Raw genomic sequence first — 12,073 nt, 5'->3', positions numbered from 1 at the left:
GACATGACCCTCTCCAAGACCCTGCTGGCCGGCCTCGCCTTCGCCGCCTTGGCCATCGCCCCGGCCGCTCGCGCCCAAGAGGCGCTCGGCGACCTGACCCTCTCCTTCCCCGGTCTCGCGACCAAGTCCGGCAACGTGATGATCGCCGTCTATGACAGCGCCCAGGGGTGGGCCGCCGGCAAGGCCGTGCGGGTCGCCGTGGCCTCGGCCTCGGACGCCGAACCCAGCGCCAAGATCCCGGCGCTGCCGACCGGGACCTATGCTGTCCGCGTGTTCCAGGACATCGACGGCGACGGCAAGATGAGCAAGAACCCCTTCGGCCTGCCGACCGAGCCCTACGGCTTCTCGCGCGACGCCATGGGCGCCATGGGCCCGCCGACCTTCGACGAAGCCGCTTTCCTGGTGAAGGCCGGCGCCAACGCCCAAGCGCTGCACCTGAAGTAGGGGAGGGGACCATGAACCGACGCGACATCCTGCGCGGCGCGGCCCTGATGGGCGGGGCCGCCCTGCTGACCCCCGAGGCGGTCTGGGCCGCCGCCGCCAACGCCAAGGCCGGGGACTGGACCCTGGGCCTGGCCGACGTCGAGAGCGATCTCGCCCCGACCGCCATGACCCGGCTGCATGGCCGCGCGCCGGCCGAGCTTCAGGGGACGCTGTTCCGCAACGGCCCGGCCAAGTTCCGCCGGCCCGGCGGCTCGGTCGGCCACTGGTTCGACGGCGACGGCATGGTCCGCAAGTTCCAGATCGCCGATGGTCAGGCGCGCATGGCCGCTCGCTTCGTCGACACCGTCAAGCGTCGCAAGGACGCCGCCGCCAACGCGGTGATCACGCCCGGCTTCGGGACGGCGGCCGGTCCCGGCGCGGTGCTCACCGGGCCCGATGACGCCAACGCGGCCAACACCTCGGTGATCATGGCCGGCGGTGAGCTGTGGGCGCTATGGGAGGGCGGCTCGCCGACCGTCCTGGATCCCGCGAGCCTGGAGACGCGGGGCTTCAAGACCCTGCGGCCGGACCTGAAGGGCATGCCGTTCCTGGCCCACCCGCGCGTCCAGCCGGACGGGACGATCTGGAACCTCGGCCTGTCGGGCCGTCAGGCTGTCGTCTGGAAGCTCGCCGTCGACGGCGCCTTGCAGAAGGCCGAGGTGATCTCGCTGCCGCGCGCCAGCTACATGCACGACTTCACCGCGACGGCGCGGCATCTGGTGATCCTGCTGCAGCCGTGGGTAGTCGAGGGCTTCAAGATGCCGATCGCCCGCTCCATGGCCTGGAAGCCGGAGCTGGGAACCCAGGTGCTGGTGATCGACAAGGACGACCTGTCCAAGCGCCGAATCTTCGAGCTGCCGCCGTTCTTCTTCTTCCATCTCGGCGACGCCTGGGAAGACGCGGACGGGACAATCCGCTTCGACGCCTGCGTCGACGAGGACCCCTCCGGCATGGGCGCCGACGGCCAGGCGATCCTGCGGGGCCAGGTGTTGCCCGCCGCCCCGCCGCGCCGGGCCTTGATCACCCTGCGCGCCAACGGCCGCGCCGAGTTCGCCAAGGAGGCGATCACCGCGGAGTTCCCTCGCTCGGACCCGCGCTTCGCCGGCGAGGCGCGCCGCTATTCGGTCCACCTGACCAACCAGAAGCTCGATCGTCCGTTGCTGCAAGGCGTGGCCGTGCGCGACTGGAAGCGTGATCGCGACGCGGTGTTCAACTTTGGCCCGCGCCATCTGGTGGAAGAGATGATGTTCGTCCCGCGTCCTGGCTCCAGCCAGGAGCTGGACGGCTGGATCGTGGGCACGACGCTCAATCTGGACACCAAGGCCACTGAGCTGCACGTGTTCGACGCTCGCCGCATCGAGCAAGGTCCGATCGCCGCCTGGCGCGCGCCTGTGGCCTTGCCGGTCACCTTCCACGGCGTCTTCGTCCAAGCCTGAGAGAACGGCGGTCCTTGCCAGGCCCGCCGGGTTGCGCCTATCCGAGGACAAAGCGCAACCAAGGCGGGCCCTGCTCATGACCGCAGCCAAGACCTCTTCCCGTCCTGGCGCCCGCCCCGGCGGGCGGGGCCGTCCGTCCAAGGCCAAGGGCCTGGACCTGAAGGAGACGATCCTGGACGCGGCCGAAGGTCTGTTCGCGCGCCACGGCTTCTATGGCGTGACCACCCGCCAGGTCGCCGCCGAGGCGGGCGTCGATACGGCGCTGATCCACTACTATTTCGGCGCCAAGCGCGAGCTGTTCGACGCGGTGTTCCTGCGTCGGGCCGAGATCCTGAACCAGGCCCGTGAAGCCTCGATGGACGCCTATCTGAGAGACCATGGCGGCGCGATGACCGTCGAGGGCGTTATCGAGGCCTTCATCGACCCGTTGCTGCGCATCTCGCAGGACGGCGGCCCGGGGTGGAAGAGCTATTTCGCCCTGGTGGCCCAGGTGAACAACACGCCGGCCTGGGGTGGCGAGACCATGGCGCGGTTCTTCGATCCCGTTGTCCACCGCTTGGTCGAGACGCTGAAGACCGTCCGCCCCGAGGCCGAGTATCGCGATCTCTACTGGTGCTACCAGTTCCTGACCGGCTCGATGATGCTGGCGCTTTCCGAGACCGGACGGATCGACTCGCTGTCGGAAGGCGAGTGCCATTCCAGCGACCTGGAGGCCGTGCGAGCGCGGCTGTTCTCGTACTGCGCCGCCGGCTTCGAGGCGGTGATCGCCAAGGCGGGCAGGGCCTGACGTTTTCCCGATCTTCCGTACTCGACGCATTTTTCATCACCTGATGAAAAATGGACTGGCGCGCCGCGCCGGTTCGGGTGATGGTGTTCGCAATTCGCTGTTCGATGAATTGGCGAAGCTCCCGAGCGCGCGTCCGCGAAGACGGACCGACCGGGACGGGCGGAAACGAGGGAGGGAAACCCATGACTTCGATGTGGAAGGCCGCATTGCTGGCCGGCGCGGCGTGGACCACGGTCGCGGGCTCGGCTTCAGCGCAACAGGCTCCGGCCGCCGCTGACAGCGTCGGCGTCGAGCAGGTGGTCGTCACCGCCCGTCGGCGTGAGGAAAACCTCAAGGACGTGCCGGTCGCCGTCTCGGCCTTCTCGGCCGACAGGCTGGAGCGTTCCGGCGGGACCGACATCACCGTCCTGCAGCAGACCACCCCGAACATCACCGTTCAAACCGCGCGCGGCTCGAACTCAACCCTGATCAGCTACATCCGCGGCGTGGGCCAGCAGGATCCGCTGTGGGGCTATGAGCCCGGCGTTGGCCTTTATGTCGACGACGTCTACATCTACCGCCCGCAGGGCGCGGTGCTCGACATCTTCGACATCGAGCGTATCGAGGTGCTACGCGGCCCGCAGGGCACGCTGTACGGCCGCAACACCATTGGCGGCGCGATCAAGTACGTGACCAAGCGCCTGGGCGACGAAGTCGGCGCCAAGGTGCGGGCTACCTACGGCAGCTACAACCAGACTGACCTGCTGGTCTCGGGCCAGACGCCGATCGGCGGTGGCCTGTCGGTGGGGGGCTCCTACGCCCTCTACAAGCGCGATGGCTATGGCAAGAACCTGACCACCGGCGCCGAGCACTACGACAAGGACGTCCAGGCCTATCGCCTCAGCGCCGAGTACCAGCCGACAGAGGACCTGTTCTTCCGCCTGGCTTACGACCACGTCACGGACGATTCTAACCCTCGCCACGGCCACCGCGAACTGCCGGCCCTGACCGGCGGCTACCAGGTCCTGGACGTCTATGACACGCAAGCCGGCCTGGGCGACAAGAACCACGTGATGACCAAGGGCCTGTCGCTGACCGGCCAGTGGAACGTCACCGACAAGGTCACGCTGAAGTCGATCACCGCCAACCGTCGCGGTCACACCGACACCCTGATCGACTTCGACGGCACGCCGGCTCCGACGCTCGACATTCCCGCGACCTATGACGACCGCTCGTTCTCGCAGGAGCTGCAGGCGGTCTACGCCGACGAGAACGTCCAGGGCGTGTTCGGCCTCTACTACATGAACAGTCAGGCCTCGGGCGAGTTCGACACGATCGCTGGCAACCTGGGCGTCTCGATCGCCAATGGCGGCAAGGTCAGCACCCAGAGCTTCGCGGCCTTCTTCGACTTCAGCGCCAACCTGACCGACCGCCTGAAGGTCTCGCTGGGGGCCCGCGCCACCCGCGACGCCAAGCGCGCCAACGTCTTCCGCCTGTTCTATCTGGGCGCGACGCGCTCGCCCTACCAGGGCGGGACCCCGCGCGCGATCCTGCAGACGCGCACCAACTACAGCGCCGAAAAGACCTTCGAGCAGTTCACCCCGCGTGTCTCGGTTTCGTACGAACTGAGCGACGACCTGACGACCTACGCATCGTTTTCCAAGGGCTACAAGTCGGGCGGCTGGGACATGCGCGGCGATGCCTTCATCACCCCGCAGACCGTCAACGGCTACAAGCCCGAGGTCGTGAAAACCTATGAGGCGGGCCTGAAGGGCTTCGCGCTGGAGCGCCGGGTGTCGTTCTCGTCGGCGATCTTCCTGTCCAAGTACACCGACCAGCAGGTCACGACCCAGGTCGTGGTGCCGTCGGGCATCGCCAGCTCGGTCGACAACGCCGGCGCCTCGACCCTGTACGGCGGCGAGTTCGAGGTGAGCGCCAAGCTGGCCCCGAGCCTCACGGCCAATGTCGCCCTGGGCTACATCCACGCCAAGTACGACACCTTCAGCCGCTTCGTGCCGGCCGGCGCGCCCAATCCGCTGAACCCGTCGACCACCCTGGCGACGGGCCAGGTGATCAACGTCGCCGACCTCTACGGCTTCCAGAACACCCCGAAGTGGACCGGCAATGTCAGCCTGACCTGGCGTGGCGAGCTGGCGGGCGGGGATATCGCGATCACGCCCATGGTCAGCTATCGCGACAAGTACCAGCAGTTCGAGCAGCCGCTGCCGGCCCTCGACCAGAAGGCCTTCACCCTGGTCGACTTGACGGCGATCTGGACCGCGCCGGGCGGGCGCTACAAGCTGGCCCTGACCGGCAAGAACCTGACCGACGAGCGCTATCGCACCGGCGGATACAACTTCGCCGGGGCCACCTACAACAACTCGGTGATCGGCTTCTACGGACCGCCGCGCACCATCGCGGGCTCGATCGAAGTCGCGTTCTGATCTAGGCGGAAGCCGGGACGGGGCCTGCTGCAACAGGCCCCGTCCGATTTTTATGGCGACAGTAGCGCAGGCGGGAAACGGTAATGAGCGGAGACCAGACGAAGGCGCGGGAAAAGGCGTCGGGCTATCGCTACGTCGTCCTGGCCATGCTGGTGCTGGCCTATACGTTCAACTTCCTGGACCGGCAGATTCTCGGCATCCTGGCCAAGCCGATCAAGGACGAGTTTGGCCTGACCGACGCTCAGTTCGGCCTGATGGGCGGCCTGGCCTTCGCGCTGCTCTACACGACCCTGGCCATTCCGATCGCGTGGCTGGCCGATCGCTTCAGCCGCGTCTGGATCATGACCGGCGCCCTGACCCTGTGGAGCGGCTTCACCGCTCTTTGTGGCGTGGTCGGAAGCTTCGGCCAACTGTTCCTGGCCCGGATGGGCGTGGGCATCGGCGAGGCGGGTGGAGTGGCCCCGGCCTATTCGCTGATCGCGGACTATTTCCCCAAGCACCAACGCGCGCGCGCTCTGGCCGCCTACGCGTTTGGCATCCCGCTAGGCACCGCAGCCGGCACCCTGGTGGGCGGCCTGCTGGCGGTTCACTACGGCTGGCGGACGGCCTTCATCGTCGTGGGCCTGCTGGGCGTATTGCTGGCGCCCGTGTTCCGCCTCGTCGTGCGCGATCCCCCGCGCGGCGGCGCCGACCGCGCGCCAGGCGAGCCCCCGCCCATCCCCGCTCCCGCTGCGCCGCTCGGCCAGGTGACTCGCCTGCTGGCGGCCAAGCCCAGCTTCTGGCTGCTATCCCTGGGCGCGGCGTCCTCGTCGGTCTGCGGCTACGGCGTCGCGGCCTGGCTGCCGTCGTTCTTCATGCGCAGTCTCGGCCTGACCCTGTCGCAGACCGCCTGGTACTATTCGGGCATCGCCTTCCTGGGCGGCGTGGTCGGCATCTGGCTGGGGGGCGTCATGGCCGACAAGCTGGGCGCCAAGTCCAAGGCCGGCTATCCGCTGACGCCGGCCGTGGCGTTCCTGATCTCGGTGCCCTGCTTCCTGCTGGCGATGAACAGCGGCGCGCTGGTGGGTGATCTGGGCGGTCAGGCGGCGCTGGCCGTCGCTTTCGTCATCTTCCTGGTCCCCACGGGTCTGAACCTGGCCTGGCTAGGGCCCATCACCGCGGCCGTTCAGCACCTGGCGCCGGCCCCGATGCGCACGACCGCCTCGGCGCTCTTCCTGCTGATCAACAACCTGCTCGGCATCGCCGTGGGTCTCTACTATTTCGGCAAGGTCTCGGACCTTCTGAAGCCCGTGTTCGGCGCGGAGTCCCTGCGCTGGGCCATTTATACGGGCATGGGCTTCTACCTGCTGGCAGCGGCGCTGTTCTTCCTGGCCTCGCGCCGGCTCGAGCGGGACTGGGTCGACTAGGACCGTCCCGGGCCATCTAGCGCCGCTTGGCCGTCTGTGGGGCCGGCGACCATTCGGTCGCCCCGGACGCATGATCCCATACGTCCGCCGGATGGAAAACGCTGTCATCGCGCTAAAAGCGTGTGACCGGTAACAATGTCGCAAGGTCAAGGCTTTCTCTTGCCTTGCCGGTGCAGATCGTGCGCGATGACCTCTCATCGGGTGCGATAAGCGCGCAAGCCTTCACCTTATCGTCCAGACGCGGTTGCGCCTGCGAAATAGCGCTCCTATAACCCCGCCACATTTCAGAAAGCCGTCGTCGAGACCGGGCCCTCATGAACATCCACGAACATCAAGCCAAAGCCGTACTCGCCGAGTTCGGCGCCCCCGTGCCGCGCGGCTTCGCCGCCTTCACGCCCGATGAAGCCGCCGCCGCCGCCGAAAAGCTGGGCACGCCGGTCTTCGTCGTGAAGAGCCAGATCCACGCCGGTGGGCGCGGCAAGGGCAAGTTCGAGGGCCTGGGCCCCGACGCCAAGGGCGGCGTCCGCGTCGTCAAGTCGGTCGAAGAGGTCCGCACGAACGCCGCCGAAATGCTCGGCCGCGTGCTGGTGACCCACCAGACGGGCCCCAAGGGCAAGCAGGTCAACCGCCTCTACATCGAAGAAGGCGCGGCGATCGCCAAGGAATTCTACCTGTCGCTGCTGGTCGACCGCGCGTCGAGCAAGGTCTCGGTCGTCGCTTCGACCGAAGGCGGCATGGACATCGAGGACGTCGCCCACTCGACGCCCGAGAAGATCCACACCTTCACCATCGACCCGGCGACGGGCGTGTGGCCGACCCACCAGCGCGCCCTGGCCAAGGCTCTGGGCCTGACCGGCGGTCTGGCCAAGGAAGCCGCCTCGCTGCTGACCCAGCTCTATACGGCGTTCATGGCCAAGGACATGGCCATGCTGGAGATCAACCCGCTGATCGTGACGGCGGATGATCACCTGCGCGTCCTGGACGCCAAGCTGTCGTTCGACGGCAACAGCCTGTTCCGTCACCCGGACATCAAGGCGCTGCGCGACGAGAGCGAAGAAGACCCCAAGGAAATCGAAGCCTCGAAGTACGACCTGGCCTACATCGCCCTCGACGGCGAAATCGGCTGCATGGTCAACGGCGCCGGCCTGGCCATGGCCACCATGGACATCATCAAGCTGTACGGCGCCGAGCCGGCCAACTTCCTCGATGTCGGCGGCGGCGCCAGCAAGGAGAAGGTCACCGCAGCCTTCAAGATCATCACCGCCGATCCGGCCGTGAAGGGCATCCTGGTCAATATCTTCGGCGGCATCATGCGCTGCGACATCATCGCGGAAGGCGTCATCGCCGCCGTGAAGGAAGTCGGCCTGCAGGTTCCGCTGGTCGTCCGTCTGGAAGGCACCAACGTCGAACTCGGCAAGAAAATCATCTCGGAAAGCGGCCTGAACGTCATCGCCGCCAACGATCTGTCTGACGGCGCCGAGAAGATCGTCGCCGCTGTGAAGGGCGCCCGCTAAATGTCGGTTCTGATCGGTTCGCACACCAAGGTCATCTGCCAGGGCATCACCGGCGCTCAAGGCACGTTCCACTCCGAACAGGCCATCGCCTACGGCACCAAGATGGTCGGCGGCGTCACCCCGGGTAAGGGCGGTCAAACGCACATCGGCCTGCCGGTGTTCGACACCGTCGCCGAAGCCAAGGACCGCACCGGCGCCGACGCCTCGGTGATCTACGTCCCGCCGCCCTTCGCGGCCGACTCGATCCTGGAAGCCATCGAAGCCGAGATCCCGCTGATCATCTGCATCACCGAGGGCATCCCGGTGCTGGACATGGTCAAGGTCAAGAAGGCCCTGCAAGGTTCGCGTTCGCGCCTGATCGGCCCGAACTGCCCGGGCGTCCTGACGCCCAACCAGTGCAAGATCGGCATCATGCCGGGTTCGATCTTCTCGGAAGGCTCGGTGGGCGTCGTGTCGCGTTCGGGCACCCTGACCTATGAAGCGGTTTTCCAAACCACGAACGCTGGTCTGGGCCAAACCACGGCCGTCGGCATCGGCGGCGACCCGGTCAAGGGTACCGAGTTCATCGACGTGCTGGAACTGTTCCTGGCCGACGAAGCCACCAAGTCGATCGTCATGATCGGTGAAATCGGCGGCTCGGCCGAAGAAGAAGCGGCGCAGTTCCTGAAGGACGAAGCCAAGCGCGGTCGCAAGAAGCCCATGGTCGGCTTCATCGCCGGCCGCACGGCGCCTCCTGGCCGTCACATGGGCCATGCGGGCGCGATCGTTTCGGGCGGCAAGGGCGGCGCCGAGGACAAGATCGCGGCGATGGAAGACGCGGGCATCCGCGTTTCGCCTTCGCCGGCCAAGCTGGGTGAGACCCTGCTTGAAGTGCTCAAAGGCTAACTAGAACACCGAAACCCCGCCTCGCGCGGGGCCCAGGTTTTTTGCGACCGCCAGTCGACGATCCGAAAAAATCACCTGGGCCCCGCCGTTCGACGGGCGCCCGGGCGATTGAGAGACTATATTTACGGGCTTGCGATAGCGCTCCCGTAAGCAAGCGGATCTAAGGCGACAACGATGGCGGACGACGCAGGCATCATCAACCAGGTCTTGACCGAGACCAGCTTCCTCTACGGCGCCAACGCGGCGTTCGTTGAGGACCTCTACGCCCAATGGGCGGAGAACCCCGGATCGGTCGAGCCCTCGTGGAACGCCTTCTTCGCCAGCTTGGCCGAACAGGCCGACCAGGTGAAGCGCGCGGCCCAGGATCCGGCCTGGACGCCCAAGAAGGTCCCCAGCGTTCGTCCAGACTGGCTGTCGGCCCTGGACGGCCAGTGGGCGACCGTCGCCCCCGCCGTTGAAGCCAAGATCGCCAAGGCCGTCGAGGGCAAGGCCCCCGGCGCCTCCTCCGAAGCCGTCCGCGCCGCCACGCTGGACAGCCTGCGCGCCATTATGATGATCCGGGCCTACCGGATGCGCGGCCACCTGGCCGCCAACCTCGACCCGCTGGGTCTTGAGCCGCCGAAGCCCGCCCCGGAACTGGATCCGGCCACCTACGGCTTCTCGGAAGCCGACTACGACCGTCCGATCTTCCTGGATTTCGTGCTGGGCCTCGAGACTGCCTCGATCCGCGAGATCCTGTCGATCGTCCGCCGCACCTACTGCGACAATGTCGGCGTGCAGTACATGCACATCTCCGACCCGGCCGAGAAGGCCTGGTTGCAAGAGCGCATCGAAGGCCGCGACAAGGAGATCGTGTTCTCCAAGGAAGGCAAGGTCGCCATCCTGAAGAAGCTGATCGAGGCCGAGGGCTTCGAGAAGTTCCTCCACAAGCGTTTCCCCGGCACCAAACGCTTCGGCCTGGACGGCGGCGAGGCCATGGTCCCGGCCATGGAGCAGATCATCAAGCGCGGCGGCGCTCTGGGCGTGAAGGACATCGTCCTGGGCATGCCGCACCGCGGTCGCCTGAACGTGCTGGCCGCCGTGATGGGCAAGCCCTACCACGTCATCTTCCACGAGTTCCAAGGCGGCTCGTCGGTCCCCTCGGACGTCGAGGGTTCGGGCGACGTGAAGTACCACATGGGCGCATCGTCGGACCGTGAGTTCGACGACAACAAGGTCCACCTGTCGCTGACGGCCAACCCGTCGCACCTGGAAATCGTCAACCCGGTCGTGATCGGCAAGGCTCGCGCCAAGCAGGCCTTCACCCTGCGCGAGCAGCCGGACGCCGGCCGCGGCCACGTTCTGCCGCTGCTGCTGCACGGCGACGCCGCGTTCGCCGGCCAGGGCGTGGTGGCCGAGTGCTTCACCCTGTCGGGCCTGAAGGGCTACCGCACGGGCGGCACCATCCACTTCATCGTCAACAACCAGATCGGCTTCACGACCAGCCCGCGCTACTCGCGCAGCTCGCCCTATCCCAGCGACATGGCCCTGATGGTCGAGGCGCCGATCTTCCACGTGAACGGCGACGATCCGGAAGCCGTCGTCTTCGCCGCCAAGGTCGCGACCGAGTACCGCCAGAAGTTTGGCAAGGACGTGGTCATCGACATGGTCTGCTACCGTCGCTTCGGTCACAACGAAGGCGACGACCCGACCATGACGTCGCCGCTGATGTACGCCAAGATCAAGGGGCACCCGCCGACCCGCGAGCTGTACGCCAGCCGCCTGGTCGGCGAGGGCCTCATCACCCAGGGCGAGGTCGACGGCTGGGTCTCGGAATTCGAGACCTTCCTCGACAAGGAATTCGACGCCGGCAAGAGCTACAAGCCCAACAAGGCCGACTGGCTGGACGGCAAGTGGGCGGGCCTTAGCCTGCCGGGCGATGAGGATCGCCGCGGCCAGACCGCCTTCCCCAAGACCCGCCTGACCGAACTGGGCCGGCTGATCACCACGATCCCGGAGCGGATCGACGCTCACAAGACCGTGCGCCGCGCCATCGAGAACCGCCGCGACGCGTTCGAAAAGGGCGAGGGCATCGACTGGGGCGCGGCCGAGCACCTGGCCTTCGCCACCCTGCTCGACGAGGGTTATCCGGTCCGCCTGTCGGGCCAGGACTCGGTGCGAGGCACCTTCACCCAGCGCCACTCGGACATCATCGACCAGAAGACCGAAGAGCACTACACGCCGCTGAACAACATCCGTCCGGGCCAGGGCCACTATGAAGTGATCGACTCGGCCCTGTCGGAAGAGGCGGTGCTGGGCTTCGAATACGGCTTCTCGCTGGCCGACCCGAACACCCTGACCCTGTGGGAAGGCCAGTTCGGCGACTTCGTGAACGGCGCCCAGGTCGTCATCGACCAGTTCATCAGCTCGGGCGAGCGCAAGTGGCTGCGGATGAGCGGCCTCGTGATGCTGCTGCCGCACGGCTACGAAGGCCAAGGTCCCGAGCACAGCTCGGCCCGCCTCGAGCGCTTCCTGCAGTCGTGCGCGGAAGACAACATGCAGGTGCTCAACTGCACCACGCCGGCCAACTACTTCCACGCCCTGCGTCGCCAGATGAAGCGTGAGTTCCGCAAGCCGCTGATCGTGATGGCGCCCAAGAGCCTGCTGCGCCACAAGCGCGCCGTCTCGAACCTGGCGGACTTCGCCGAGGGCTCCAGCTTCCACCGCGTGATGGTGGACGGCGCCGAGGCTGGCTGCGATGTCGGCGGCATCACCTTGAAGAGCGACGACAAGATCAAGCGCGTCGTCCTCTGCTCGGGCAAGGTCTATTTCGACCTGGTCGATCACCGCGCCAAGACCGGCCGCGACGACGTCTATCTGCTGCGTCTGGAGCAGTTCTATCCGTGGCCGATGAAGTCGCTGATGAACGTGCTGTCGCGCTTCAAGAACGCCGACCTGGTCTGGTGCCAGGAAGAGCCCAAGAACATGGGCGGCTGGACCTTCGTCGACCCGTGGCTGGAGCTGACGCTGGACAAGCTGGATATCAAGGCCAAGCGCGCCCGCTATGTCGGCCGCCCGGCCTCGGCCTCCACGGCCGCCGGCCTGATGAGCCGCCACCTGAAAGAACTCGAGACCTTCCTCAACGAGGCCTTCGCGTAAG

8 protein-coding genes are annotated in these 12,073 nt (G+C 66.8%); all 8 read left to right on the top strand.

Annotated features, from left to right (window positions below):
* The first annotated feature begins 3 nt into the window (after positions 1-3).
* The 8 genes from CSW59_RS10860 to CSW59_RS10825 all read left to right on the top strand — a co-directional run bounded on the left by CSW59_RS10860 (position 4) and on the right by CSW59_RS10825 (position 12,072).
* A complete protein-coding gene (locus CSW59_RS10860) occupies positions 4-444 on the top strand; it encodes a DUF2141 domain-containing protein (protein WP_099444056.1) in 441 nt (146 codons plus the stop codon).
* 11 nt (positions 445-455) lie between these two features.
* On the top strand, positions 456-1,919 hold the full coding sequence (locus tag CSW59_RS10855) for a carotenoid oxygenase family protein (RefSeq protein WP_099444055.1): 1,464 nt from the start codon (positions 456-458) through the stop codon (positions 1,917-1,919).
* 76 nt (positions 1,920-1,995) lie between these two features.
* Positions 1,996-2,706 carry a TetR/AcrR family transcriptional regulator gene (locus CSW59_RS10850; RefSeq protein ID WP_099444054.1) on the top strand — a complete coding sequence of 237 codons (711 nt, stop codon included), beginning with the start codon at positions 1,996-1,998 and terminating at the stop codon, positions 2,704-2,706.
* 182 nt (positions 2,707-2,888) lie between these two features.
* Positions 2,889-5,129, top strand: coding sequence for a TonB-dependent receptor (locus CSW59_RS10845; protein WP_099444053.1), 2,241 nt, complete (start codon positions 2,889-2,891; stop codon positions 5,127-5,129).
* Between the two features lie 83 nt (positions 5,130-5,212).
* Positions 5,213-6,535, top strand: a complete 1,323-nt coding sequence (locus CSW59_RS10840; protein ID WP_099444052.1) for an MFS transporter — start codon at positions 5,213-5,215, stop codon at positions 6,533-6,535.
* Between the two features lie 314 nt (positions 6,536-6,849).
* Entirely contained in the window at positions 6,850-8,049 is a 1,200-nt protein-coding gene (gene sucC / locus CSW59_RS10835; protein WP_099444051.1) for an ADP-forming succinate--CoA ligase subunit beta, read from the top strand.
* Positions 8,050-8,934, top strand: a complete 885-nt coding sequence (sucD, locus tag CSW59_RS10830) for a succinate--CoA ligase subunit alpha (RefSeq protein ID WP_099444050.1) — start codon at positions 8,050-8,052, stop codon at positions 8,932-8,934.
* Between the two features lie 174 nt (positions 8,935-9,108).
* On the top strand, positions 9,109-12,072 hold the full coding sequence (locus CSW59_RS10825) for a 2-oxoglutarate dehydrogenase E1 component (protein WP_099444049.1): 2,964 nt from the start codon (positions 9,109-9,111) through the stop codon (positions 12,070-12,072).
* Position 12,073: the final 1 nt, after the last annotated feature.

The sequence above is a fragment of the Caulobacter sp. BP25 genome, from assembly GCF_002737755.1.
In the GTDB taxonomy this organism is placed as follows: domain Bacteria; phylum Pseudomonadota; class Alphaproteobacteria; order Caulobacterales; family Caulobacteraceae; genus Caulobacter.
This window is presented reverse-complemented; position numbering and strand designations above follow the sequence as displayed.